Consider the following 26,205-nt stretch of genomic DNA (forward strand, 5'->3'; position numbering starts at 1 on the left):
GGATTGAAGTACCCTTCGCCATATCCTCTCCCTACGCTGAGCGCGATCCCGTATGAAATCGCAAACGAAACTAGATTGCCGATGACGATATATTTCGGTTTCCCACTCCGCGCAAGTGAATACGATAGAGCACCGAGTCCAAACAAAAATAAGGCATAGCCTAGAAGTGAACCTTCTTTCCAATCAAAATAGGGTCCAAACCAAGCAAAGGGAATCACATACAACCATGTTCGTTTCATCGCTGCCCCTCCTGACTCGCTTGTGATGTGAAAAAACGATACAACGCGTCACGGATGTTTCTCCATCCAGGTGGATAGACATTTGACTTGCTGATACAGACGGTTTGGTTATTCGTTGTTACTTCAAGCGTCCAATCCGTCCCGTCTAGCATCTCATGTACTGACTCAGGATACGTCCCCCACGCTACTAGATCATACTTACTCATCCACGTATCCATGAACGCTAGATCGTCTTGTGTCAGTATGCGTTCTCCAGGTGCTGTCAATCGATTTTCTTCATCTTCTGCTCGAACCGTTTGACTTGCACGGTTCCACCAAAACGTTTGTCCTTTTCCCATGCCGGACTCCCGGTAATAAATTCGTTCGACTGTTTGCATCGTGATCATCCTCTAAAATTGATATTTCCATTATAGCCCATTTGTTATTTTTAACCTGTTACATTTTTTACTATGGTTCTGCTGATTTCTGTTGCTGTGAAACATTTTTTTTCTTCTATCAGTAGATGGAGTAAAAGGAGATGTTTACTATGCATGTATCCATTCAGCAAGCAGGTTATGACGTCGGTCAGCCTGTCTTACAAGAGATTGAGTTTACCTTACAGCCTGGAACCATCACCGGTTTGATTGGTACGAACGGTGCGGGAAAAAGTACGACGATTCAAGCGATGTTTGGAACGCTACCGTGGGTCGAAGGAGAGATCGATTTACCCATCTCACTCGCCTATATTCCGGAACAGCCGACCTATTACGAATATTTGACGCTCGCCGAGCACCTTGAGCTGGTCGCCTCGCTCCACGAGACGGATCATGCCTATACAGAACGACTCTTAAAGACGTTTGAACTGCATGCTGTCACAAATGACTATGTCTCTTCTTTCTCTAAAGGAATGAAACAGAAGGTGATGCTCGTCTGTGCCTTGATGCAACGCGCGGACTGCCTGATCATCGATGAACCGTTCGTTGGTCTTGACGCGGTCGCGACGATTCGCTTGTTGCACTTACTCGAAACAGAACGAACGCGTGGTGTGGCGATTCTGCTCGTCACTCATGTCCTCGATTCCGCGGAACGTCTGTGTGATGACTTCGTCTGGATTGATCAGGGGCGCATCAAACATCAAGGAACACTCGCTCAAATCGGTGAAGCCTCCAGTCAACCCGGCGCTCGCTTGTTCGACATCATGGAAGCGATGGTGCTCGAGCATGATTGAAACCTTTTTGAAGCAACGGATCCGTCGACGGCATGCGGAACAGCGTCGCTTCTTTCGAGAAATTTTCGATTGGACGATTTTGCTCTATCTCGTCATTCCAGTCGGTCTGTTCATCATCTATGAGACGGTTCAGATCTTAAACGGTCAAGCGGACTGGGTTCAAACGGTTCCGGTCGCTTGGATTTTACTCGGATGGATTCTGTATGGATTCCTGCCCGCCTTTTACGCCTGGTTCGAACCAGCAGATCGCCTCTTCTTCAAATCGGTTCCTGGAGCGATCGTTCGAATGAAGTGGTATTCCGTTCGGTATCACTTCGTGCGGATTTTTCTATTAACTGCCGGCTTACAACTATTCTGCTTTCCGTTACATCTCCTTCGGTTTGATCAGTCCAACATCACAGTACTGCTGACTAGTCTCACGCTCGCTTTACTTCAACCGTTCTTTAGCTTCTGGACGTATCGCTTATCCGGGCAACGGTTCTTGCGAAAATGGAGCGGTCACCTCGTCCTAGCAACCGGACGCATCAGCCTGTTACTCCTGCTTTGGCTGCAACCGCACCCTGTCCTCTTCGTCGTCGCACTGTGTGTGTTGCTGTTCGGATCCCTTCATGTCCGGCACTGGTCACTGCGTGAGGACGGATTGACGGAGGATATCCTGTTGTCAACGAAACGACAGTCGAGTTTATCGGCGACTGTCCTTGAACTGAACGGTGCTTTACCAAAACCGTCGCATCGAAAGCGTCCGTTCCTTCATCCGCGATTATTCAAGCAGACGCATCAGCAACTCCCGCTGATCACGTATCTGCGAGATCCGAGTAAACGTCGTTTCTTACTCCAGCTGTTTGCTGCGATGAACTATGGCCTTCTCGTCTTACCATGGATTGGACGTGGTCTTGTCATCGCCTTCGTTCTGTTCGTCCTGTATCAAGAAGTAAAACAACACGCCCTGTGGTTTAGAAAGCAGCGCTTCTATCGGCTCGTTGACTCTCGTATTACAGCTTCTACGGAAAATAAAGTCATTTAAAAGATATGGAAATCCAATATCTCTTCTCGTGTTCCTTTCGTACACTAAAGGTAATCTAAAACGAACGGAGTGGATGCGTATGAAGTGGGGTCTGTATCCGAAAATGTTACTTGCTTTCCTCGGTCTTGCAATCGTACCGATCGTCTTGATCGGCTCGTTTTTGTATATTGAAACGAAGAATGCCTTAACGGACGAAGCTTACGCGAAACTTGAGGCGATTCGTGATGCTAAAAAAGCGACTGTCACACAACATATCGATGAGAAATTTTTGAACCTCGAAGCATTAGCAGAGAACGAACAAGTCCAGCAAGCTTTCGCTCCCTTAACGAAACAGTTTGCGGACGGTGGACTGGCGAACGACGCCTACCAACAAGAAGCCAAAAAATTCGATACCTACTTCAATCAATACATCGAGCAGTTCGGCTTCTATGATGTCTTCTTCATTGATCCGGACGGAAATGTCGTCTATACGGCGTTCAAAGAACCGGATCTCGGTCAGAATGTCGTCACCGGTGATCTCAAATCGTCAGGGCTCGGAAAAGCGTATCAGGACGCCTTAACGAAACAAACAGGCGTCATTGCTGATTATGCGTACTACGAACCGTCAAAAGCTCCTGCTGCTTTCTTTGCGATTCCCTATGTCGACCCAAAGACGAACAAACCACGTGGAGTTCTTGCGCTTCAGCTCGCCGGTGATCGAATCAATCAGATCATGAAAACAACGGCTGGACTCGGCAAAACCGGTGAATCGTATCTTGTTGGTGCCGATCAACGCTTACGCTCTGATTTCCGAGCGACAAAACAGACCGAAGTCGGTGAAAAACGTATCCAGTCGACGCCGGTCAAACAAGTCATTGCCGGTCAGACGAAAACGACAGAAACAACGGACACCGATGGTCATGAAGTCGTGACGTCCTTCACACCACTAAAAATCGCTGGTCTCAACTGGGGACTGATCACCGAAGTCCATACGGAAGAAGTGTTTGCTTCTTTATCTGATTTCGTCCAAAAGCTATTGATTGCGTTAGTGGCGTTAATTGCTTTGGTAGCACTTGCTGCGATCCTCTTCACACGCACGCTCGTCCGACCAATTCGCGCGTTACTGCATAGTGCGGGCGCGATTGCCGAACACGATTTATCACAACCGGTCGTTGCGACGTCACGTGATGAGATTGGACAGCTCTCCCGTTTATTCGAGACAATGCGCCTCTCTTTAATCAATTTGGTACAGCGAGTCGATGCAATGTCACGGACGATTGATGACTCTCTCGCTGAGCTCGTCGTTGAAGCCGAAGAGACCGGACACGGAACAAAAGAGATGGCAACAGCAATGACTGGAATTGCCGCAACCGCCCAGCAACAGTCTGGCGCATTTGATGGGCATACAGCGTCCTTACAATCCTTGACGGCAACAATCGAGCAAACTGCGCAGACATCGGCTCTCGTCGTCGATAGCGCTAGTCGTTCAGAAAATCTTGCAACGACCGGACGTTCGGATCTCCATGCCGTTACGGAACAGATGCAATCGATTCAAAATGCGATTGATGAGGCTTCCGATAAATCACGTCGCGTCCAAATCGCTTCCGAGAATATCTTAGAGATCATCAGCATCATCGAATCGATCGCTAACGAAACAAATCTTCTCTCATTAAACGCTTCGATCGAAGCCGCACGTGCCGGGGAACAAGGCAAAGGATTCGTTGTCGTCGCACGCGAGATTCAGAATCTTGCCAACCAATCGAAACAGTCGATGGTTCGTGTCCAGGAAACAATCGATTCGATCCAACTGGAGACGAAACAACTCGAAGACGCCATGGCACGCGGAACCGTTGCCGTTCAAGACGGTGTCGTTCGCGTCACGGAAGCGACGCAATCGTTTGATTCGATCGTCACCCAGTCAAAAGGTGTCACTGTTGATATGGCCGCCCTTTCGGAAACGAACCGGGATGTCTTATCGACCGCTTCCCACCTCGTCGCACAAGCCGAACAGCTGCGTGCCGGAATCATCGCCAGCGCTCAAGACAACCAACATGCATCCGAGCAATCACTCGCTTTCAGCGAACGAATGGATGTCGTCCATACGCTGACGGAAGAGATTTATACGCTCTCCCGTGAGTTGCACGAGACGATCAACCGCTATACACTGGATTAAACTTGAAAGGAGACATGCCTCATGCCGACTCACTTATTCCTCTTTGGAGGCGGTCCTCCTTTTACACCGAACTTACGAACACGATTTGCTACATTAACGAACGGTGGACCGGTCGCGATTCTATACATTCCGCGGATCGGTAAGGACTGGACGCGTTACGCCTCGATCTATACGAAGCCGTTACAGGAAGATGGCATTTCGTCTTTCGTCCATCTGCCACTATCTGACGCACCAACAGACGGACAACTCGCGCAACTGAAACAGTGTCAAGGCATCATCATCTCCGGTGGCGAGACCGAATTGTATCAGCAATACTTGGTCGGTACACCGATCGGTGACATCATTCAGTCGCGTTTCGCAGATGGTGTTCCGGTCGTCGGTTTTTCAGCTGGTGCCCTCGTTTCGCCCGAACGGTGTATCATTCCGGAGATCGACCAACGCGACAATCGACGTCTTAGCTTGCCTGGTCTTGCCTTACTGAACGACGCGGTCGTCTGTGTCCATTACGAGACGTGGGGCGAAGCTACCCATCTCGTGCAATCGTTTACGGAAGAAAGCGCAGACCGTGCTTTCGGACTTGCTGACGAAAGCGGGATCTATTTATGCGATCAGCAGCTCCTCGAAACAGAAGGAACCGATCCCGTCGTATTGTCGCGGAGTCCCGTCAGATGACAGCGATCGTTCCTGCCGTCAAAGGCATCATCATTCACGAGCAACGTCTCCTGATCGTCCGCCGGGCTGCTGCTGACTTCGGTGGCGGCACGTGGGAATGTCCGGGTGGCAAGATCGACTTCGGTGAATTGCCAGTCGATAGTCTCGTTCGCGAGATAAAAGAAGAGACACAGTTGACGGTTACCCCAGAGCGTCTCCTCTATGCCTCGAGCTTCCTGACGCATCCCGATCGGCAAATCATTCTCTTGATGTACATCTGTTCGACGAATCAGACAGACGTTCAATTATCAGTGGAACACGACGCTTATCTCTGGGCGGACGAAACAACAATTCGTCAGTTAATTGCCCCGAACATTTTGGCTGATTTTGAACGCCATGATGTATTTTCGTTATTGCATCGCTAAACACAGCTGCCCCGCCTGACCAATCGGTCGAGCGGGGCAGTTTGTATTTACAGTAAAGGATCTCGATAACAGACAACACGATTTCGGCCAGTTTGTTTGGCTTCATATAATGCTAAGTCGGCTTTCTGGACGGTCTCAAATACAGTCGATGCTTGATCGGATGAAGCGGCACCTAGCGATAACGTGACATGAAAAACGGGGTGCTCTTTATAAACGAAGTGTTGATCGGCGCAGGCAGATCGAATCCGTTCCCCCAGTCGTTCCGCTTGTCGAAGTGGTACGTCCGGCAACAGTAAGACAAACTCTTCACCACCGTACCGACCGACGACGCCCTGTTCTGGACAATACGATTGCAAGAGATGGCTGAGTTGTCGTAAAACGACGTCACCCCCTTCGTGTCCGTATGTATCATTGATTGATTTAAAATGATCGAGATCGAGAATGAGGACGGAGAAGACTGTTCCGTTCTGAGCGTACTCGGCTAACGTTTCATCTAGCTTCCGGCGGTTTCCCAGTTGCGTCAGCTCATCCGTTAAAGCCAGTTCCTGTTGCGTATGTACGAACAAAAAGTGCTTCCTTAGTTCTTGTAAGAAACGATAGGTGACGTAACCACCAATCATGATGACAATGATATAGACGAGCGCAATCTCTAAAAACCGCTCGAACGTGTTCGTTAATAAATAGAGCGCCGGTAAGCTGTATGCGATACCTGTTCCAAGCAACACGAGATAATCCTTCATCCGCTGAGCAGCGAACCGTCGATAAATCGTCGCTGTCACGAGTAACGCGACACAGATCAAGGTCGTCAGAATCAGTCCTTGGTATTCGCCAGCTGGTGTCACCGCAAATCGGGCACCGATGATGAACAGCATCGTGATGCTACCGCTGACTAATCCGCCGTAAAAGTACGCCGTGACGAGCGCAACGAGACGCAAATCAATCTTTGCAACGTCATAGGAAATACTGTTAAAGATCAACAGGGCACCAATCACACCGGCGATACAACCGATCGCGAGTCGGACTTGTAAGGAAGAGTTAGGCGAGATGCGCTCGATCCGTCTTAGCGGTAAAAACGCAAACAGCAATGTCGCAATCAACAGTGAGAAGTTCAACAACAATGAATTAAGCAACGTAAGCACGACGACATCCTCCTCATTCCATTTCAGATGTTTACTCTATTCCCTCCAAATTACACATTCCCCTCTTTTTCCAAGGTTTTCAAACAAGAGGAGAGGGAATCAAACAAATATGTCTATCGTCTACATCATTAAGGGGGAATCTTTCATGGACCGTCAAGCTGAAAAACGAAAAAGTAAGATGCCATTCTTCATTATTCTCGTTATCGCTATCTTCGTCATCGTTGCTGCTGCGTTGATCATTTATGTCACATCTGAACCAAAAGAAGAGACACAAGCACTTATGACACATCTTGCGACTGTCCTTCCGGTTTACGTGAATTAGATTCACAAGACCTTTACACAAGCCGTACAACACCTTCATACATGTTGCTTTATCTCCTTCCGATAGGTACACGGGAGGAGATGTTTTTTATGCTTATGAAAAAACGATTATTAGCACAACAACTAAATGGATGGTTGATTCCGATCGTTGCCATCGGGCTGATCGTGATCAGCGGTCTCAGCGTTTACGCATCGTATCAACAATCCGTCGCAGCAACTGAGGAACGGCTGATGCGGGAGTTAACCATGTTCGACGCGAATGTCCGGGCAACGTTTCTTGCGTATCCGGATGACGCGACAGACCGCTCGCGTGCCATCAAACGATTGCAACAGCAACAGCGAACCGACTTATCACGTGACGACTATTCGATTCGCTTTCAAAGCCTGAAAACGAGTGAGGCGTTCCGACCGCTAACACTCGAACCGGCAAAACGAAAACAACTACAACAGCACTTAGAAACAGCCCGTACATATGCTTTTTCGAATCAAGACCAGTTTCTTGTCGCAATGACGATTCCGGAACTCGATGACGTCATTTTGCTGACGACTGATCGCGATAAATTAATCGCCCCTGCTCGCGATTTAGCTTGGACACTCGTCTGGGTCAGTGTGATTACGCTTGTTAGCATCAGTTTCTTGATTCGCTCACGAATTAGAAAACAACTCGCCCCACTATCGAAACTCGCCTTACAGATTGAAGAAGCGCATGCGAAGCGATCGTATCGTCCATTAACACTCAAAACGACGACCTTTGAATTACAACAACTCACGTTTCAATACAATCAATTAATGCAACAAATCGGAGATTTAACGGCTGAGATGCAACAAGCGAGTCAGGAACTCGAATCCGTCCAACCCCACTTTTCTTCGCGCTTATCCGCGATGGATCAATCAGTCCAAGCCGTCGATGAAGTCGCCGGTTCTTTACTTGCGCAATCGTCGCAAATGGATCAGACAATCGTCGCCTCGACACGTTTGACCGCTCAAGGGCACGATGCGTTAAGTGAGATGCAAACGACACTTCTCAACAGCCAACATGCCGTAACCCGTTTTCAACAGACTGTTCAGACGAATCACACGACACTTGAGACCTTACAAGAGGAAAGCCAGTTACTGAAGGAACAATCCGCGACGACAGAGCAGATTTTGCAACAGACCTCACACCTACAGCAACAGATGGAGACCTCAATCTCGCACATTCAGCGCGTTGCTGAAGAGACGCGCCGCTTGTCGCTGAACGCGCTGATTGAGGCAACCCGTGCTGGAGAAGCCGGTCGTGGCTTTATCGTCGTTGCCAAGGAAGTCGAAAAACTCGCAATCGATATCCGAACGAGTACAGATCATATCCGTCAAGTCAATCAGACATGGACGGCGGGACTCGATCAAGTCGAACAAGCCATCGTGCAGATGACCGAACGTTTTCTCTCAACATCGCAACAGCTCGAGACGGCAACGGCACACTTGCAACAAATGTTGACCGAAGCGACGACGATCGAAACGACACTGGGTACCGTGGAACACCAACGTCAAATCGTCGCAGATGTTCAGTCGAACATGCAGGAACATCTGCAGTCCGTTCAGCAGTTGATGTCGGAGCTCTCTTCTTACAGCCAGGTGCTTGGGGAACAGATGCAACACCACGTCACTCAACAGACGGAACTGAAGACACATAGTGCGGTACTCGAGTCACGGATCAGTTCGTTGCAACAGACCGTTCGCTCGAGTGAATCGCCGTCTTAAATCAAAGGAGCGCCTCCCATCTCTGGTAAGCGCTCCTTTCCTCTATTTTCAGCCGATATAACGTGCTTCCTTTTTATCGATAATGTTGCGGATCCGGTTTTCCGTCACCTGATACTGCTCTGCCAATTGACGAATCGTTTTCCCTTTCTCATACTGCGTGCGAATCGTTCGAATCTGAAACGATGACAGCGTCACATGTTGGCCTAACAAGAGATCAAATTCACCAAGCAGTTCAGTATACTGCTGATCGATTGAAGGCAAGACGTCTAAGTTCGACAACTGATCGTCAGCCCGTTTACCATTGCGCCGGACGAGTTGCGCCTCTGTAACATCTGTCGTCAGAAAAGCTTGTGCAACAAGTACACCGACCTGCACGCGTTCTCCTCGACCACGTTGATAAAGCGTGACTTTCCGGTACCCTTCCCGATTGAGCCGTGGACGGAGCAAGACACCTTTTCGGCGTTGCTGGACACCGCGACACGTTACGATCGTTCGGTCGAGCGATCTTACGCGACCAAACGATGAGACTTCATATATACCTACATAGCCGATGACGGCTTTCCATTGTTCTTGCATGATTGTCCTCCTTCAGACAAGGACACGACGGGACTTCATACTTGAATTATATCAAATTACGAACAAACGTTCTAGTGATGTCACTCGTCGGAATGTGCTATTCTTAGCAGAAAAAGGAAATGAGGTTCATCTATGAAATTTGTCTTGTTACTTGGTCCCCAAGCGGTCGGAAAGATGACGATCGGTCAGGAAATCGAACGATTGACGGAGATGAAAGTCTTCCATAACCATCAGACAATCGATCTGTTATTGCCTTATTTTGATTTCTCTGAACCTGCACACCATCGCCTAAAGGATACGATCCGGCGCGAGATGTTCAAGGAAATGGCGAACAGTTCGCTCGAAGGTGTGCTGTTTACATTCCTCTGTCTATTCGGTGTCGAAGGCGGTGGTCTCGAGTTCATTGAAGAGACAGTCGAATTATTCGAACAAGCGGGTGCTGACGTCTATATCGTTGAACTGGATGCGCCGGTCGCAACCCGTCTTCACCGCAACACGACCGAAAACCGATTGACACACAAAGTAACGAAGCGTGACCTCGCTGCTTCTGAACAAGACTTACGTGAGACGGCGGACGGATACCGGACACGTTCGCTGCCGGGCGAACTACCGGACGTCAACTATCTCTTCCTTGATACGGAACAATTAAGTGCACGCGAAAGCGCTGAAGCGATTTGCAACCATTTCAACTGGTCCAAAACAACGGTCTAAGCACAAACGAGCCCCGTCCTGCTCAAGCAGGCGGGGCTTTAATGATAGAGTTTGCGTTCATATCGATTCGCCTGCAACTGAAATCCGTTCCGACGCCAGACCGCCGCACTGCCCGCTTCGCCGTAGACACGCGTCAGTAATAACGTCCGCGCGAGATATGATAGAATCGACGTCAACGCTTCTGTAATGTATCCGTGCTGATCATCCTCATCAGTCGTCGTATAACGTAAGTTTCCGGTCGATGCATTCCATGTGAAGGTAATCGTTCCGACGATTGTTTTCTCACGCAACGCATGCAACGTCCACTTGCAACCCGATTCTTCATCCGTTGCTTCGACAAACAATCGTGACGTCGTAAAATCCGGATGTCGTCCTTTCATTCAGCTCTCCTCCTCGACCTCAAACGTTGCTGTCGCGTAAGCCTCTCCGTTAATTAAAATCGTTAATGTATGTGTACCAGGATAATGGACACGCGTCGTCATGTTCCGAAACGATTGGCGTCGTTCAACTTGTAAGACACCTTTAACTTCCCGCTCCCGCAGTTGAAACACCTTCCGACTCGTTCCACGTTGTTTGACGTAATCGATCGCGTATTCAAGACGCAGACGTTGCTCGACGGAACTGTTTACTTGAAACGAAAACTGTAACTCTTGACCAATCGTCACTGGTGAGACGACCAAGTCCGTCACCTCGACCTCACCTTGCGTGACGTGTCCGAACAACTGTAATACTTCTGGATTTCCGCGCTTCAGTAACGTCCGGGAAGCGTGACGTAAAATCCAGTCTGTATTCGGATCTGTTCCTAAGTGACGTTCGATTCGCTCGATCAGGTATTCCGGATGTGTCTTTGAAATATCGTTCAAGTGATTGGCGACACTTTTTCGGACGTAAAGTGACGGATCCTGTAGTAAGGCGTCAAGAATCGGTAACGCCGGACGCGGATCAGCAATCAAACGCGGAATCGCTTGTCCCCACGGCAGACGCGGGCGTGTTCCTTCAGACGCTAAGCGCCGGACGTGTTCATCGTCTGATGTTGTCCATTTAAGTGCCTGCTCGAGGAAACGTTCCTGATCAGCAAGTAAAAAGCGACGAACGGCGAACTCCGACGTCGAATGTTGCGTCAACTTGGCAAGTATCTCTATCGCAAGCGTCCAGTCAGAAAGGTCTGCCGTTCGTTCGACATACTCTGGAAAAACAATTCCCGGTAGCCCAGTAAACTGCGGTGCGAGTCGCTCTAGCTCCGACACCGAGTCCGGAAACGGTGGCAAGATCGTCTCCAGCGTCTCCGCCACACGACGGACACGTTGTTTAAACGCGAGTTCTTCCCAGTCTCCCTGCTCGACTCGTCTTCGAAAATCCGGTACATCGACCGCTGCTCCTAAGCGGTCGAGCCAACTCGGTGAAAATACATCTTTAATCAAACTCATCCTTCATCCAGTCCTCTCTGTGTGCGCTCCAGTTTGAGCAATATTTCCTTGCGTGCGAGTCCACCCGCGTATCCACCTAAATCTCCATTCGTCCGAATGACCCGATGGCACGGAATGACGATTGCCAGTTGGTTCGCTCCATTCGCTCGTGCGACGGCACGAACAGCAGTCGGTTGACCGATCCGGATCGCCAGCTCTTGGTACGAGATCGTCTCCCCACTCGGAATCCGCTCGAGTTCTTCCCAGACGCGGCGTTGAAATGGTGTCCCGTACCGCATCAGTGGCGTCTGAAACGATACCGGCTCTCCTTTGAAGTAACGACGGAGCTCCGCTTCGATCTGTCCAAAGACCGGTGATTCCCCGGGAACGATGACAGCGCGCGCTTTTTGACGTAATTGTTCGATTTCCCGCTCCAGTCCACGTCGGTCGACGAACTCGAGCAGATGTAAGAGTTGATCGTCGGCAATCGCCAGCATCGAACCGAGTGGTGTATCAAGCCATTTCGCGCGTAAGACCTGCCCGTCAAAGCGCGACGGTGCCTGCCCGAGAATCCGTGCTGACGCCTCACGAAAACCACTACTCGATTCATAACCTCCAGCCAACTGTCCTTCGATGATCGGCTTACCGGTCCGGATCTCCTTCATCGCAAGCCCCATCCGTCGTGCCCGAGCATACGCGACGAACGTCATTCCGAAGCGTTTCTTGAACTGGCGGCGTGCCGTTGATTCATCGAGACCAAGTGCTCGAAAATCGGCTTCCTTGAATCGTTTGTCTGGTTCTGCCTCGACCGCTTCGATCAAGCGTTGAATCGTACCATGATCGCCGGGATAAGCAAGCGGATGACAACGACGGCACGGTCGATAAGAGGCAAGTAATGCCTCTTGCGCCGTCTCAAAAAACTCACAGTTCTCTGCTTTCGGTTTTCGTGCCGGACACGTCGGACGGCAAAAGATGCCGGTCGTCTTGACGCCGACGAAAAACGTTCCTTCGTACGTCGCGTCCCGGCGAACGAGCGCTTCATAATACGTGTGATGTTCCATCGCCTTCCCCTCCTTTGTCCTTAGTATACCGGCTTGTCCGGTCATCATGTCGCCGAAAATCAGGCATTGATATGTTTAAGATTCACTTAAGAAACATCGTCCTGTTTTCGAAAGGGACGATGTCCATACTACATGATATACTCAACGGAAAGTAGGGTTTTCATGTTTGATTTCTTAAAAGAAGCACTTCACGCACCACTCCGTGTCGGAGCCGTCGCACCGAGCAGTCCACGTCTGGCTGAAATGATGGCACGACGCGCCGTCGCCGATCGTCCACGCCAAATTCTTGAAGTCGGAGCGGGTGACGGAGCGATCACCAAAGCTTTACTGGCCGCTCGTTCACCGGAGACACATCTCTTGATTTGTGAACGGAGCGAAACGTTCCGCCCGGCACTCGAGCAGTTGCTAGCTCAAGAAACGAATGTCACTCTCTTCATTGGTGACGTTCAAGGATTATCCGATTCATGGAGCGGACAGATCGACGTCATCGTCAGTGGTCTCCCGTTCGCGTCGTTCCCGGCAGCGTTGCGGCATGACTTATTAGCACAATTCCAAACGTTACTACGACCAGGCGGTCACTTCATCGCCTTTCAATACACCCGGTTCCAGTTCAAGATGTTCCGGGACTATTTCCAAGAACACAGTTATTCGCACACGCTCTACAATCTGCCCCCGGCTTATGTTTTCGAGGGGGTACAACAGGAGGAATCTACACATGCCCACGCTCTTGATCGTTGACGATGAAGCAGACATCCGTCAATTGCTTCGACTGTATTTAACCAATGAAGGGTACGAGATCATCGAAGCCGAAAATGGTGAGGAAGCGTTAGCGACTCTTGCAACGCGTCCAGTTGATGCGATGTTACTCGACGTGATGATGCCCGTTCGCGATGGCTTCTCGACCGTTCAAGCTGCGCGCGCTGCCGGTCACACGTTACCCGTCTTGATGCTGACAGCGAAACGCGAAGACATGGATAAAATTCAAGGTTTGACCTTCGGGGCGGACGATTACATCGGTAAACCGTTCAATCCGCTTGAAGTCGTCGCCCGCGTCAAGGCGCTGTTACGCCGCGTCAGTCAGTATCATGTCCCGACTACTGCTTCAGCGATTCAGGTCGGTCCGTTCACACTCAAAGAAGACGAACGCGTCATCTTTAAGTATGATGTACCACTCGCCCTGACCCGCCGTGAATTTGATTGCCTGGCGCTATTCTTGAATCATCCGCGCCGTGTCTTCTCGGCTGAAGACCTGTATGAACGGGTTTGGCAGGAGGAAGCACTTGGTTCCGCGTCGAACGCTGTCATGGTCCTGATCCATAAGCTCCGCGACAAGATTGAGGATGTCCCGAAAGAACCGCGCCACCTCCAGACGGTCTGGGGCGTTGGTTATAAGGTTGAGCCATGAGACGGATCAAACTAACTGTTTGGATGCTCGTCTTACTCTTACTCGCCGCGGTTTTAAGTACGGCACTCGCCTGGTTGCTTGCGAGTCAGTTGCCGCTCGGTACGAAGACGGTTCCTCGGTACTATTACACGACAGAGCAAGAAGTCGTCCAAGACGTAAAACGTGATATCGCCCGTTACGAAAACGGGCAATCACCGAACGGTCCTTACGAGTGGGCCGTTTACAGTGCCGATAGTCGTCGCCTCGATGCATCTGACAAGTTTCCGGAAGACTTGACGCCCAGCCGGTTACTCGCTGCTCAAACACCGACGGAGCGAGAGCCGTCCGACATAGGAACGATCCGGACATTGCACCACATCGAAGCGATTTCCCTACCAAATGGGGCGTCCGGTTTTTTCCTGACGGTACAGACAGATAAACCGAGACTCAATGAATATCAAATCGGGAATTCGAACGCCTTCTTCGTCTTACAAGTCGTCTTGTTCATCCTCTTTTTACTACTCTTGACGCGTTGGATTGCCGGATTGTTCCGGGAACTCGAACGACGACTCGAACGGTTGACGGTCGAACCGCCACCAACTGAATCACTCCCACCGGTCAGAGGACCGAAGGAGTTTAAACTGTTCGCCCAATCGATCGAACGAATCGAACAGGAACTCCGAACGTTACGGATGCGTGATCAGGAGCGGTTCGTAGAACAGTTGCGCTTGATCACTAGTCTTTCGCATGACTTACGGACACCCTTGACCTCAATCCAAGGTTTCATCCAGTGGCTGACGGAAAAACATGAGACGTTATCCGCGACAGAACGCGCGGAACTTCTAGCGATCGTCATCCGCCAGTCGGAAACGCTCGCTGCCCGGATCGATGAACTGTTCACGCTCGCTAAATTATCGAACACCGATTATCCAGTCGAACGGATCTCACTCGATCTCGTGACCTTAACGGAACAAGTCCTGGAGCTGTTTCCCGGCATCGATGGCGTCATCGATGGTCCACCTCACGTGACATTGTTCGCCGATCCGATGCTCTTACGGCGCTTGCTTGAGAATTTGATTCGCAATGCGACGCTTCACGGAACTGGTGACCTTCGGATTTCGATCAAAGATGAAGCAGAAGGCATCCAGCTGATCTGCTCAAATGCGATTGAAACGACCTATACGCTAGAGGAACTAAACACGTGGCTGACGCCATTCGGGACGTCGGATGCTTCTCGCTCGTCTGGTGGCTCCGGCATCGGTCTGTCAATCGTTCAGCAAATCATGGCACGTCATGCGGGTAGTGTCGCATTGACTTCACAAGACAACCGCTTCATCGTGACCTGTCGTTTTCCACATGTTTCATAAGCCTGCATCCGATGTGCGCATCGGGTGCTTTTTTGGTCAGGTTGTTACTTCTTAGACACTTCTTTGAAATTGGAATTCGATACACTAAAGACTGTTAGAAATTAGTTGTCGTTTTAAAGGAGTTGTTCGTGTCTTATGAAATCCTCGTCTCGTTCGATTACATATATGCCAGGGCTTGATGGCTTACGTGCCTTCGCTGTTCTATCTGTCATTCTCTACCATCTGTCGGTTTCATTCTTCTCCGGTGGTTTCCTCGGTGTTGATCTCTTTTTCGTCCTATCCGGTTATCTGATTACCGGTCTCTTGTTACGCGAGTGGCAGACGACCGGACGCCTCGACTTGAAACGATTTTGGATTCATCGCTTCCGTCGCCTGTTCCCGGCCCTATTCGTCATGCTGTTACTCGTTCTCGGGTACGTAACCATCTTTGAACGCGAACTGTTGCATACGGTTCGCCAAGATAGTGCCTTTGCGCTCATTTACGGGACGAACTGGTGGTATATCTTCCATGACGTCTCCTATTTCGAGTCGTTCGGTAAGCCATCACCGATTCAAAACCTTTGGTCACTCGCAATCGAGGAGCAGTTCTACCTGCTATTCCCGATCTTACTTTGGTTCGGAATGAAAAATCGTCGCTTGTTCCTGCAATTGATGGGCGTTGCGATCGGTGCATCCGTGCTTGCGATGGCGATTCAGTTCACACCTGGTGAAGATCCAAGTCGTGTCTACTATGGCACGGATACTCGGTTATTCGCCCTATTGATTGGGAGTCTACTCGCTTTCGCGTGGCAACCAACCCGCTTTAAGCTCGATATCCCAAAACGTGGTGTCCGGTTACTGAATCAAATAGGTGCCGTTACTTTGCCACTCTTGCTTATATTGATGATTGTCACAAGTGAGTTCGGAAGCTTCTTATACCGGGGTGGCTTTTTCCTTGTCGCCGTCCTTGCTGCACTATTGATTGCTACAATTGCTCATCCGGCGTCGATTTGGAGTCAATGGTTTGCGCATCCAGCACTTGTTGCGATCGGTAAACGATCGTACGGTCTATATCTGTGGCATTTTCCCGTCATCACACTGATAACGCCAGTCGAGCAAATCGGCACGTTCTCATTACTTCGGACCGTGTTGATCGTCGTCGTGCTTGTCGCCTTAACTGAAGCATCGTATCGCTTTATCGAACGTCCGATTCGTCAGCACGGACTATCCGGTTATTTAGAACGTCTGTCGTTACATCCGCGACAGTTACGTCAGTTTTCAACGATGCAGTGGACGAGTGTTGCCGTGTTGACGATTCTCATCGTCAGCTTCATCGGTAACTTATCGATTCTTGCTGTCTCCGATACGCCGAAGCCAGAACCTGCTTTCGAGAAGATAGCGGCGCCAAAAGAAAAACCGAAGCCGATCCTGAAACCGACGACACCAAAAGCAAAGCCCGATCAGCGAAAAATCTGTCGACCGACGCTTGCGATCGGGGACTCGGTCTTACTCGGTGTCGAAGATTATCTCGGCAGTACGCTCAAGCAATTGACGATTGATGCGAAACTCGGTCGTCAGCTGCGAGAAGCGATTCCGCTGAGTGAGCAGTATGCCGCGTATAATCGACATGGACGCCAAGTCATTCTCCACCTCGGAACGAACGGTAGCTTCCGAAAGGATCAGTTGAACAGTTTGCTCGATCAATTCGCAAATGCCGATCACGTCTATCTGGTCACTGCACGCGTCCCGCGTCCGTGGGAAGCAGAGGTCAATCAGATGTTACGCGAGGCATCGAAACGGAAGCGAGTCGAACTGATCGACTGGCATGCTGTTGCCGTCAAACATCCATCTTACTTCGAAGCAGATGGTGTCCATTTGAATATCAAGGGCGCACGTGCCTATTCGAAGATTCTTGCGAAAGCAACGAATTGCGCTGTTTCAACGAAATAAGACCACGTCAAACAAGGTAGCGGAACGATCCGCTACCTTGTTTTTTATACTCATCCTGTCGCTAGCAACCCAAGATAAATCAAACTGACGCTGAATAAACTCAGCAAGATACCCACTGCATGCCGACGATATCCTAGTAAAAGCAGTGGTAAGGTTGCAATCCCCATCATCAAAACCCATCCATTCCCCACTGGATCACCGGTCGGTAGTTGCCCTAGCGTCGGTTGTTCGAGACGGCTGAGTGAAGCACTCGCCATGAACAGCAATACTAAAATGATACTCTCCATCCGGAGTAACGGACGCGGATCGTACGCTGAGTCAAAACGCAACCGACGCCGAACAAGCGTGCCATTACAGAAAGCATAGAACAAAAGCGGTAACAATAAAAGGTGCTTCAGCAACAACGCTTGACCGTATGGCACGCCCCAGAGATTCGGATAACGTTCAAGCGGAATCGCCAGTTGCATCAGTAACAGCCCTGACAGGATGACACCCGTAAAGGCGATCCGGGCAAACGGACTGAACCAACTTAAAAAGGCAGACCAATGAACGGTCGAGCGAGCACCGATGGCTACCCAAAACACGACACCGATCCAAGCTGTCACACATAAGAAGTGACTAAACTGAAGCGTCCACCCGAGCGCACCGTATTTGGCCGCCGCGTGACTCGTTCCTGCGATGCCAATCCATAACGGGATCGTCAAGAGTGCGAGCAGGATGGATCGTCGCTTTTGCCATGCGAATACGATCAATAGGAGTAAAGCAGAGAAGTAAACGACAAGAAACATCCGACCGATATGCAACTCCAGTAATCCTGTTCGAAGAGCCTCTGTCATCGTTTGCGTCGAAAGTAGAAAACGAACGGCACCAAAGACCGGGATGCTCGTTCCAAGAACGAGCATCCCGAGTCCCGCTACCGCCCACGACGTACCGTCCATTAATAGCGGTTTTCGTTTCGTTGGGATGAAGCATAATACCAAATAGCCCATCCAAAGCGCTCCACCCATATAGACGAGTAGTTCTCCTAGAAACGCACTCATGTCGAACGACGACGTAACACGAGAAGGATGACGATACTGATTAACAGTCCCCCGACGATCCATGGGAGCAGTGTCGGAACGAGTCCTTTTGAAACAGGCTCTGCTTCAGGAACGACTGCTGCTTTTTTTTCCATCGGCTCAGCCTTTTCTACAGTGCTTGTTTCAGCTTTTGCCGCACCCAGTACCGTAAAACGGATCGTTCCTTTCACGGGATGACCATCATCTGAAATCGACGCCCACTTGATCGTGTATTTTCCTTCCGTTAAAGGCTCTGAGACGACAGCACTCAGTTCATTTCCGATGATAAGTGGTTTCGCAAGGGCTTGTTCAACTCCATTCGCGTCTACTACACGTAAGGTGCTCGTTTTTTCAACAGCCTCACTGAACGTCAAGCGGATCCGATCGACGGGTTCAGATAATGCCGATCCATCTGCCGGATTCGAGCTTTTTAAACTCGTGTGTGCTTCGACCGATATGGGCAACAGACAAATGAGGAACAGAAGGGCAAATCGGATGATGCGCATGTCGTTTACCTCCTTTCTGCTTGATGTGTACAAGAAAACCCGCTGTCACCAGCGGGTCGTCCTTTATTGTTGCGGGCGACGACGGAGTGCGAAGAATCCAAGGATCGATGCTGCTGCGATACCAAGCAGTGACCAGACGATACCTGTCGTCGATGCTTTTTCTTGCATACCACCGAGACCAGTGTTCGGCATTCCAGATGGTGCACCTTTGAATTTATCTGGGAACTGATCGACGATTGCTGTCGCAGTCCCTTCCCCTACACCGTACATATGCGCGTAAGCTTCACGAATCGCTGGGTACGTTTTGTCGTAATCTTTTTCATTATAGCTATTGAAAGCAAGCAAGAGTTGGTCAATGTGAACCTTCAACCCTTCTTCCAAATCTTTCGCTTTCAAACGTCCTTCTGTTGCTGCATCGAGGAATGCTGCCTGTTCAACACGGTACTCATCAAGTTCCTTCACAGCCATGTCGCGTGCTTGATCATCTTTCGCACCTGTTGCTTTGACATAGTCAACGAAGTAGCCGATGTGGCTCGACCAAATCTTCTTGAATTGTTGCGCTGCTTCACTACCATAAACAGAGCCAATCGAAGCTGTCAGGTCATCTGTATTTTGATTCAAGGCACCGGCCGCAGCGTCAAAGTCTTTTGCTCCGTCAATTCCTTTTTGCATCGCGAGCACTGCAAGCGCCGCGTGTTCAGAGAAGTTTCGGTTCAGTCCGGCACGAAGATCAGCTGCTGGTGTATCAACTTTCGTATTTTTGAATTTATCTGGGTACTGATCGACGATCGCACCAGATAACCCTTCTCCCACCATATACATATGCTCGATTGCTTTACGTAGATTACTGTAGGCAGCATCATAATCACCAGCAACGTAGCTATCAAACGATGTTAACAGTTGCGTGATATGGACTTTTAGTCCTGCTTCGAGATCCGCTGCCTTCAGACGTCCTTCCGTTGCTTTATCGAGGAACGCAGCCTGTTCGACACGATACTCATCAAGCTCTTTCAATGCTTTTTGTTTCGCGTCTTCGTCCTTGGCACCAGTTGCTTTGACGTAATCGACGAAGTAACCGATATGGCTCGCCCAGATTTCTTTGAAGGCAACGCCTGCTTCTTCCCCGTAGACGGAACCAACAGCTGCCGATAAATCATCCGTGTTTTGATTCAAGGCACCGGCTGCCTGCTCAAAATCTTCTTTACCATCAATTCCTTTTTGCATCGCAACGACTGCGAGATACGCGTGTTCAGATAGAATTTGATCGAGTGTCGCTCGTAAATCCGATGCTGGAGATGAGACATCGAGGGAGACTTTTCCTGAACTGTGAGACATCTTACTATGGTCCTCATGACCGTGAGCACTGACACCTGCTGCTGGAATCAACAATGCGGCACTAAGCGGAACAGCGAGATACGACTTTTTCATCTTCATCTTATGAACACCCCTTTGATTTTTTGGACTTCACATAGATAACGTAAGGAGTTCACGAATGGTTTTATCTTTTTACATTTTTTATTTAAAATATTTTTTCTGACGAAATAAACTTATGCAGCACTTTCATTATTTTTTAGTTTTTATTTACTCATTTCGCGAAATAGCCAACTTATTTTCTAATCATTTCATTAGAATCTTCTTATAACCTCATCTTTTATCTTTTATAGAACAGGAGTGGACTTATGAAACGGATTGTCATTGGCGCAGCACTTGCTTCGCTCGTCGTCTCGCAAGCAGTTGGACCTGTCGAAGCAAAAAGTAAAGCGAAGAAGAAACCTGTCGTGCAAGTCGATCGAGACAAAAATGGGATTCCAGATGCTTGGCAAAAACAATATCATTTGGGATATGGAAAACAAGTCGCAACAAAAGATCACGATCGCGACGGTTTGATGAATGTACAAGAGTATCAACTTCGTCTCAACCCAACTAAATCGGATTCGGATCGTGACGGGATCAAGGATGGGAAAGAGGATTCGGACCGCGACTCACTCACGAATCAACAAGAATACACAGCGCATCTAAATCCGTTGAAGAAGGATTCTGATCAAGATGGTATTTCTGATGATAAAGAAGACCAAGATCAGGATCGATTGACGACACGAGAAGAGTTCATCGTCGGTACGCAACCATTGAAAAAGGATTCAGACCGTGATGGCATCAAAGACAATGAAGAAGACCGGGACCGGGATACGCTTATCAACGAAGACGAATTTGAACTCGGTTCTGATCCAACAAAAGCAGATAGCGATCAGGATGGAACACGAGATGATCAGGAAGATACGGATCAAGACGGCGTTCAAAATAATCAAGAACTCAAACGGATCATGATCAAAGTGACGGATACGAATAAGAAAAAGTTCGAGTGGCGTTACAGTAATGAACATCAACGGAAAGAATTGCGCTTTAAAGACGAGATCGGTATTACTGACGTTGCGACGTTAAAAGATCGTCTTCTCGTCACACCATCGATGACGGAAGAAGAATTATTAACGTTAGTCGCACAGGCGCTTCAATTACCAAACATCAAAACGTTACACGTCCAGATCAAGTTCTATAATGGACAGGAACTCGAATCAGAAGATGAGCACTCGGATGACGATGATTCTTCGGATGACTCAGAAGATGATGATCAAGATGATGATTCAGACGATCATGGAGACGATGACGGGGATGATCACGGAGATCATGGTGATGACGATTAATCGTCTATACGAAAAATGAGAGGACGGAATAGTATTCCGCCCTCTCATTTTTTATTTCATTATTCTTCAATGATGGTGACCGCTACTTCCGCCAGCTGGTTTTGCTCCACCTTGTAAGATTTTTAAATCTTCTTTCGATAACTCACCGACGATGAACTGCCGTGTTGGCATGATCATCGCACTTTCACTGCTTGCATGCGCTTTGACATAATACAAGCCGGATTTCGGTAGTACCTTCGCAATCGTATAGACACCTGGCTTTGTCTCTTCTGCCGGTTCCATACTATAGCGTACTGTTCCATCCGCTTTCCAGATTTCGAAATGTACATAATCGACTTTTTGAACCGGTTTAGCTTCACGCCAGACTGTTGCTTCAAACGTCTGCTTTTTCTTCGCATCCGGTTGTAAGTCCTTTGGGATATTCATTTTGATCGATAACGGCTTAGCTACGGCATACTGTTCTGCTGCATCGGAATCGACCGCACAGCCAGCAAGACTCGTCGTCGTGACGAGCAGTCCGCCGAGCATGAATGTTTGTATCGATTTACGCATTGAAGAACCTCCTCACACTTGGAATACGACGGATGATGAGGAAATCGAGTAGCCCGACAATGAGTAATGAGAGTCCAACAAGCGGGAACAAAATACCGAGTACGACGAGCACGGCAAGGAATCCTTTCAACATGAATGCTTTCGGTCCTTTCGGCGCCCCCATCCCCTTGCTTGGTTTCCGCTTCAACCACAGATAGAAACCGCTGACTGCAACAAGAATGATGCCAAGACAAATCAGCAGACTGATTAACTGGTTGAACCAGCCGAACTCTGTTCCTTTGTGAAGCGTGATTCCGGTCGCGACGATTTTACCGACGACGCCATAGTTGTCATAGCGGTAATCGGCGAGCACGGCACCGGAATATTGATCGAGATGAATCGTCGCTTCATCCTGTGCCTTCGCTGGAAACGCGGACAGCGTATAGATTCCACTCGGATCACTCGGGATGCTGATCTTAAAGCTTGGGTCCATCCCTTGTTGTTTGCCGATCGCAACGATGTCATCAATCGAAGCTGGGACGGCTCCTTCGACTTTCGATCGCGGAACATCAAGTGTTTCGGCAGCCCACGGGACTTCTGCGATATCCTTCGTTTGAAGAGTTGACTTCGGTGCTTCCCCACCCCAGATGGACGGTGGATAACCAAGACCTTGGTTGGTGACGAGTGACTGGAAGTTCGTTCCCCAGAAACCGGACCACGGTAAGCCAGTCAAGATCAGGAACAGCATCCCTGCTGTGATCCAGAATGCTGGAACAGCGTGGAGATCACGACGGAATAACTTCTTGCCTTGACGAAGACGCGGGAACAAGACACCTGACAGTCCCTTTTGCTTACGCGGGAACCATAGAAACAGTCCCGTCACGATCAAGACGATTGCCCAACAGGCAACGAGTTCAACGATCCGGTCACCGGTTGTTCCCGCCATCAGCTCCCCATGGATCTCTTCGATTTTATTCATGATCCGGTCATCGTCTGATAACGTTCCGATGATCTTACCGGAATACGGATTGACGAAGACCGTCGCCGACATGTCTGGTGACGAAACCTTCACTTCACTGGATCGATCGTCGGATTCACCCGGTCGGTACGACGTGACAAGTGCATCGGGATACTTCGCTTTGACGCGATCAATCTGTTCCGTCGCAGTGATGCGATCTGCTTGTGGTGTAACTTCATAATACGATTGATACAGGACGTTTTCGATTTGTGGCTTAAAAAGATAAATGGATCCTGTCACAGCAAGCATGACGAGGAATGGTGCAAAAATGATACCAGCATAAAAATGCCACCGCCAAATCGTCCGGTGAGCAGAAGAAGTCGGTGCTTTTTTGACCGTCTCTTCCGTCTGCATGAGATTCATATGTATCCTCCTCTGGCAATAAATATGTCCACTCTGTGAACACCTTCTAGTATAAGCGTTTACAATCCAATTTCAGCCACTTGCTTGTGACGATAAATTGCCAATACAGTGTGTAAATCACGTAGCTTTTAAGAAGTGAAAAACGTCTTTTTTTGACAATGATTTCACTTTTCTTGTAGATTACTTCTTATTTCAAAAAACTATCCTTATTCATAAAACCAAACTTCATCTAAAAAAGCGAATCCTAATCTGGATTCGCTTGCTCGTGTGATGTTTTTATATTGAAGAACTTTCCTCGACTGATTCCTTTTGACGCCGATGATATACGATACCTGTTACTACTAGACCGATTAAGATGACTACGATCGCACTGATGATTCCGGGATTCACCTGAAGCCAGTTCCACAGCTCCGACCACGTCACAGCTTCTCCGATCCGGACGATCAAAAAAGTCCAGAGTCCTGTATAAACGCCTGCTGCTAAGAATGTCATTACTAAATAACGAGGTAACGGATAACCGAGGAGTCCGGCGACATAATGAATCGGATGTCTGACGCCGGGTAAGAAGAACGATAGTCCGATCGCCCATAACCCGCGTCGTTCGATGATCGTTTCTGCTCGTTCTAAGAAACGTGACTTCATCCACCGTTTGACGAGCGGAATCTCACGGAAGAACCGAGCAAGTAGATAAAACCACGTAAAGGCGATGAAGAAGACCGGCCATGCGGTCAACCAGATGACGACCGGGTACATCCCCTCTCGTAATCGAAGTGCTGCAAAACTCATCATCAAGACATCGTCCGACAATGGGGTGAACATGATTCCGCCAGCCAGGCGGACGAGTGCCATGATATCCATCACGTATCCCTTCTTTCTGTTTCTCTCTACTTTCAGTATCCCCGATTTTTCTGAAGTTGAGCCCTATCCATTTCTTAAGTTCTTCTTTAGTTATACTTTTCCGATCAAAAGAGATCATCATCGATGATTTAAAGTCACGTAGACCGTAGGACATGTATACGCAATCGTTCAATAAAAACTCCTTTTCCCACATCGAGAAAAAGGGTTTCATCCGTCCGTTCGAGAAGGGGTACAACGTACATCTGAACGCTCATCTGATAGGAGGAATTTCCATGTTACATCGCCGGAAGACCTATACGATTCGTCCCGAACGCCTAGAAGAATTCACTGAGTTTTTCCATACCTATTTGTACCCGCTCCAAGTCAGCCATGGTGCCCGTCTTGTTGGTCGCTGGGTGACCGAGGCAGAAGATGAAGTCATCGCCATTTGGGAATATCGCGACCGTGAACATTACGAACAAGTCGATCGTGATGTCCGCAACAGTGCTTTACGTCGCGAAGCGATGAAGAAGCGCGCGCGTCTCGGCAAAAACCTCTATATCAAATCCTATGAAGATTTCATGACAGCGACCGGTACGTATGCTCCCCCTCGCGCGATCGTCAGCGTGACCGCGTACATCACGAACGATGCCGGTGAAGTCCTGCTCGTCCGCAACCTCCACCGGGGTGATACGTATGAGATGCCGGGTGGACAAGTCGAAAATCACGAGTCGATTCTTGACGCCATTAAACGGGAAGTCAAAGAAGAAACCGGTGTTGATGTCACAATCGATGGCATCACCGGTATCTATCAAAATGTCTCAAGTCACGTCCTGTGCGTTTGTTTCCGTGGGAAAGCCGTTGGTGGTGAACTCGCGACACAAGAAGGCGAAACGACGGATGTCGGCTTCTTCCCACTGACACGTGACTCGCTGAGTGAGTATATCAAACGGGAACACTTCCAGTTGCGGACGCTTGATGCAATGGATCCCCATTACTTCCCGCATGCCTTATATAAAGTCAGACCGTATGAACTGATCAGTCGGTACGACGGTAACGCAACGTCGTCTTCACGGTAAACCAAAAATCCCCTTACAGTGTTTTCACTGTAAGGGGATTTTTTTCGGTTACGTTGTCAATCGAGCGGTAATTCCGGCATCATCGGTGACATAGACATCGCCTGCTTGATCCGTAACGGTATAAGCGGAAGACTTCAGCGCCTCGATCGCTGCTTGAAGCGTCGCTTGATCCGGATAACGCAGCGTCCAGTAGACGAGTCCGACCGCATCTTCCGGATTCGTCGGTGCGTTGACACCAGACCAGACGTTCAGACCGATGTGATGGTGATAGCCACCGGCAGCAACGAACAATGCACGCATTCGCGAAGCGTCAGCGGCAACTTCAAAGCCGAGCGTCTCGACATAAAATGTCCGCGCTGCTTCGAGTGTCTTGACGTGGAAATGCACATGCCCCATGACCGTATCGCTCGGCATGCCATACCAGTCTTCTTCTCCCGCTTCGACGAGCATACTTTGCCAATCGACGGGATCCGTCGTCATCTTGACGTCTCCATTGGCTTCATACGTCCACGTCTCACGTGGACGATCGGCATAAATCTCGATCCCGTTCCCATCTGGATCCGATAGGTAAAAGGCTTCACTGACGAGATGGTCGCCTTGACCAATCTCGATCCCTTGTGCAATCAGATTCCGGATGACGAAACCAAGTTCTTTTCGGTTCGGTAGCAAAATCGCAAAATGATATAATCCGGCGACCGAGTTCGATGGAAAACGGCGTGCATTCGGATGGACTTCAAGCTCAACGAGTGGTGTATCTTGTGCGCCGAGCACCTGTCTCTTAT

Annotated in this window: 27 protein-coding genes and 1 pseudogene; 14 read left to right on the forward strand and 14 right to left on the reverse strand. The window is 49.2% G+C overall.

What is annotated here, in order from left to right:
• Together F8N00_RS04105 and F8N00_RS04110 are read right to left on the reverse strand one after the other, a co-directional pair.
• Positions 1–239: pseudogene (locus tag F8N00_RS04105) on the reverse strand (hypothetical protein); the annotation flags it as partial.
• Entirely contained in the window at positions 236–616 is a 381-nt protein-coding gene (locus F8N00_RS04110) for a hypothetical protein (RefSeq protein WP_421017819.1), read from the reverse strand. The gene F8N00_RS04110 and the pseudogene F8N00_RS04105, both read right to left, overlap by 4 nt.
• A 149-nt stretch (positions 617–765) precedes the next feature.
• On the opposite strand from F8N00_RS04110, the gene F8N00_RS04115 reads away from it, so the two are divergent.
• The 5 genes from F8N00_RS04115 (at position 766) to F8N00_RS04135 (ending at position 5,698) form a co-directional block, all read left to right on the forward strand.
• Complete coding sequence (locus tag F8N00_RS04115; RefSeq protein WP_421017820.1) at positions 766–1,446, forward strand: ABC transporter ATP-binding protein; 681 nt, start codon at positions 766–768, stop codon at positions 1,444–1,446.
• Positions 1,439–2,470 (forward strand): ABC transporter permease, encoded by a 1,032-nt coding sequence (locus tag F8N00_RS04120; RefSeq protein WP_421017821.1) that lies wholly within the window; start codon positions 1,439–1,441, stop codon positions 2,468–2,470. Before F8N00_RS04115 ends, F8N00_RS04120 begins: the two co-directional genes overlap by 8 nt.
• Before the next feature lie 73 nt (positions 2,471–2,543).
• A complete protein-coding gene (locus tag F8N00_RS04125) occupies positions 2,544–4,622 on the forward strand; it encodes a methyl-accepting chemotaxis protein (RefSeq protein ID WP_421017822.1) in 2,079 nt (692 codons plus the stop codon).
• A 21-nt stretch (positions 4,623–4,643) separates the two neighbouring features.
• The gene (locus F8N00_RS04130) at positions 4,644–5,294 is read left to right on the forward strand and encodes a Type 1 glutamine amidotransferase-like domain-containing protein (protein ID WP_421017823.1); all 651 of its coding nucleotides are present in this window, start codon (positions 4,644–4,646) and stop codon (positions 5,292–5,294) included.
• The gene (locus F8N00_RS04135) at positions 5,291–5,698 is read left to right on the forward strand and encodes an NUDIX hydrolase (RefSeq protein ID WP_075642738.1); all 408 of its coding nucleotides are present in this window, start codon (positions 5,291–5,293) and stop codon (positions 5,696–5,698) included. The genes F8N00_RS04130 and F8N00_RS04135 overlap by 4 nt, the downstream gene beginning before the upstream one ends.
• Positions 5,699–5,745: 47 nt before the next feature.
• Here the strand turns inward: F8N00_RS04135 and F8N00_RS04140 are convergent, their stop codons facing one another.
• The gene (locus F8N00_RS04140; RefSeq protein WP_421017824.1) at positions 5,746–6,837 is read right to left on the reverse strand and encodes a GGDEF domain-containing protein; all 1,092 of its coding nucleotides are present in this window, start codon (positions 6,835–6,837) and stop codon (positions 5,746–5,748) included.
• A gap of 145 nt (positions 6,838–6,982) precedes the next feature.
• Here F8N00_RS04140 and F8N00_RS04145 point away from each other — a divergent pair, with 145 nt between their 5' ends.
• Together F8N00_RS04145 and F8N00_RS04150 are read left to right on the forward strand one after the other, a co-directional pair.
• Entirely contained in the window at positions 6,983–7,159 is a 177-nt protein-coding gene (locus F8N00_RS04145) for a hypothetical protein (RefSeq protein WP_167341066.1), read from the forward strand.
• Between the two features lie 89 nt (positions 7,160–7,248).
• Positions 7,249–8,898, forward strand: coding sequence for a methyl-accepting chemotaxis protein (locus tag F8N00_RS04150; RefSeq protein WP_421017825.1), 1,650 nt, complete (start codon positions 7,249–7,251; stop codon positions 8,896–8,898).
• Between the two features lie 48 nt (positions 8,899–8,946).
• Here F8N00_RS04150 and F8N00_RS04155 read toward each other — a convergent pair whose 3' ends face one another.
• Positions 8,947–9,474, reverse strand: a complete 528-nt coding sequence (locus F8N00_RS04155) for an NUMOD4 domain-containing protein (RefSeq protein WP_421017826.1) — start codon at positions 9,472–9,474, stop codon at positions 8,947–8,949.
• Positions 9,475–9,606: 132 nt separating this feature from the next.
• On the opposite strand from F8N00_RS04155, the gene F8N00_RS04160 reads away from it, so the two are divergent.
• Positions 9,607–10,185, forward strand: coding sequence for an AAA family ATPase (locus F8N00_RS04160; protein WP_023466862.1), 579 nt, complete (start codon positions 9,607–9,609; stop codon positions 10,183–10,185).
• A 38-nt stretch (positions 10,186–10,223) separates the two neighbouring features.
• On the opposite strand, the gene F8N00_RS04165 is transcribed toward F8N00_RS04160, so the two are convergent.
• From F8N00_RS04165 to F8N00_RS04175, 3 genes are read right to left on the reverse strand one after another with little or no spacing between them, the layout of a single operon-like run.
• Positions 10,224–10,565, reverse strand: a complete 342-nt coding sequence (locus F8N00_RS04165; protein WP_421017827.1) for a GNAT family N-acetyltransferase — start codon at positions 10,563–10,565, stop codon at positions 10,224–10,226.
• Positions 10,566–11,612 carry a DNA alkylation repair protein gene (locus F8N00_RS04170; RefSeq protein WP_421017828.1) on the reverse strand — a complete coding sequence of 349 codons (1,047 nt, stop codon included), beginning with the start codon at positions 11,610–11,612 and terminating at the stop codon, positions 10,566–10,568.
• Positions 11,609–12,652, reverse strand: a complete 1,044-nt coding sequence (locus F8N00_RS04175) for a bifunctional transcriptional activator/DNA repair enzyme AdaA (protein WP_421017829.1) — start codon at positions 12,650–12,652, stop codon at positions 11,609–11,611. Before F8N00_RS04175 ends, F8N00_RS04170 begins: the two co-directional genes overlap by 4 nt.
• Before the next feature lie 162 nt (positions 12,653–12,814).
• On the opposite strand from F8N00_RS04175, the gene F8N00_RS04180 reads away from it, so the two are divergent.
• The 4 genes from F8N00_RS04180 to F8N00_RS04195 all read left to right on the forward strand — a co-directional run bounded on the left by F8N00_RS04180 (position 12,815) and on the right by F8N00_RS04195 (position 17,332).
• Positions 12,815–13,390 (forward strand): class I SAM-dependent methyltransferase, encoded by a 576-nt coding sequence (locus F8N00_RS04180; RefSeq protein ID WP_023466855.1) that lies wholly within the window; start codon positions 12,815–12,817, stop codon positions 13,388–13,390.
• Positions 13,368–14,057 (forward strand): response regulator transcription factor, encoded by a 690-nt coding sequence (locus F8N00_RS04185; protein WP_421017830.1) that lies wholly within the window; start codon positions 13,368–13,370, stop codon positions 14,055–14,057. Before F8N00_RS04180 ends, F8N00_RS04185 begins: the two co-directional genes overlap by 23 nt.
• Entirely contained in the window at positions 14,054–15,403 is a 1,350-nt protein-coding gene (locus tag F8N00_RS04190; protein WP_174315933.1) for a sensor histidine kinase, read from the forward strand. The genes F8N00_RS04185 and F8N00_RS04190 overlap by 4 nt, the downstream gene beginning before the upstream one ends.
• A 135-nt stretch (positions 15,404–15,538) precedes the next feature.
• Entirely contained in the window at positions 15,539–17,332 is a 1,794-nt protein-coding gene (locus F8N00_RS04195) for an acyltransferase family protein (protein ID WP_053452470.1), read from the forward strand.
• A gap of 50 nt (positions 17,333–17,382) precedes the next feature.
• Here F8N00_RS04195 and F8N00_RS04200 read toward each other — a convergent pair whose 3' ends face one another.
• From F8N00_RS04200 to F8N00_RS04210, 3 genes are all read right to left on the reverse strand, one after another.
• Positions 17,383–18,372 carry a copper resistance D family protein gene (locus tag F8N00_RS04200; RefSeq protein WP_421017831.1) on the reverse strand — a complete coding sequence of 330 codons (990 nt, stop codon included), beginning with the start codon at positions 18,370–18,372 and terminating at the stop codon, positions 17,383–17,385.
• Positions 18,369–18,896, reverse strand: a complete 528-nt coding sequence (locus F8N00_RS04205; protein WP_023466847.1) for a copper resistance CopC family protein — start codon at positions 18,894–18,896, stop codon at positions 18,369–18,371. Before F8N00_RS04205 ends, F8N00_RS04200 begins: the two co-directional genes overlap by 4 nt.
• A gap of 63 nt (positions 18,897–18,959) precedes the next feature.
• Positions 18,960–20,330, reverse strand: coding sequence for a copper amine oxidase (locus tag F8N00_RS04210; protein WP_421017832.1), 1,371 nt, complete (start codon positions 20,328–20,330; stop codon positions 18,960–18,962).
• Positions 20,331–20,575: 245 nt separating this feature from the next.
• Between F8N00_RS04210 and F8N00_RS04215 the strand changes: the two genes are divergently transcribed.
• Positions 20,576–21,595, forward strand: coding sequence for a hypothetical protein (locus tag F8N00_RS04215; protein WP_421017833.1), 1,020 nt, complete (start codon positions 20,576–20,578; stop codon positions 21,593–21,595).
• A gap of 66 nt (positions 21,596–21,661) precedes the next feature.
• Here the strand turns inward: F8N00_RS04215 and F8N00_RS04220 are convergent, their stop codons facing one another.
• From F8N00_RS04220 to F8N00_RS04230, 3 genes are all read right to left on the reverse strand, one after another.
• Positions 21,662–22,147 carry a FixH family protein gene (locus F8N00_RS04220; protein WP_421017834.1) on the reverse strand — a complete coding sequence of 162 codons (486 nt, stop codon included), beginning with the start codon at positions 22,145–22,147 and terminating at the stop codon, positions 21,662–21,664.
• The gene (locus tag F8N00_RS04225) at positions 22,140–23,507 is read right to left on the reverse strand and encodes a PepSY-associated TM helix domain-containing protein (protein WP_421017835.1); all 1,368 of its coding nucleotides are present in this window, start codon (positions 23,505–23,507) and stop codon (positions 22,140–22,142) included. Before F8N00_RS04225 ends, F8N00_RS04220 begins: the two co-directional genes overlap by 8 nt.
• A 276-nt stretch (positions 23,508–23,783) precedes the next feature.
• Complete coding sequence (locus F8N00_RS04230; RefSeq protein WP_053452466.1) at positions 23,784–24,365, reverse strand: DedA family protein; 582 nt, start codon at positions 24,363–24,365, stop codon at positions 23,784–23,786.
• A 272-nt stretch (positions 24,366–24,637) separates the two neighbouring features.
• Here F8N00_RS04230 and F8N00_RS04235 point away from each other — a divergent pair, with 272 nt between their 5' ends.
• Entirely contained in the window at positions 24,638–25,423 is a 786-nt protein-coding gene (locus F8N00_RS04235) for an NUDIX domain-containing protein (RefSeq protein WP_023466838.1), read from the forward strand.
• A 48-nt stretch (positions 25,424–25,471) separates the two neighbouring features.
• Here F8N00_RS04235 and F8N00_RS04240 read toward each other — a convergent pair.
• Positions 25,472–26,205 (reverse strand): VOC family protein (locus F8N00_RS04240; RefSeq protein ID WP_421017836.1); only part of this gene is annotated, 734 nt, incomplete at its 5' end.

This window comes from Exiguobacterium sp. A1_3_1, assembly GCF_048985645.1.
Classification (GTDB): Bacteria; Bacillota; Bacilli; order Exiguobacteriales; family Exiguobacteriaceae; genus Exiguobacterium_A; species Exiguobacterium_A indicum.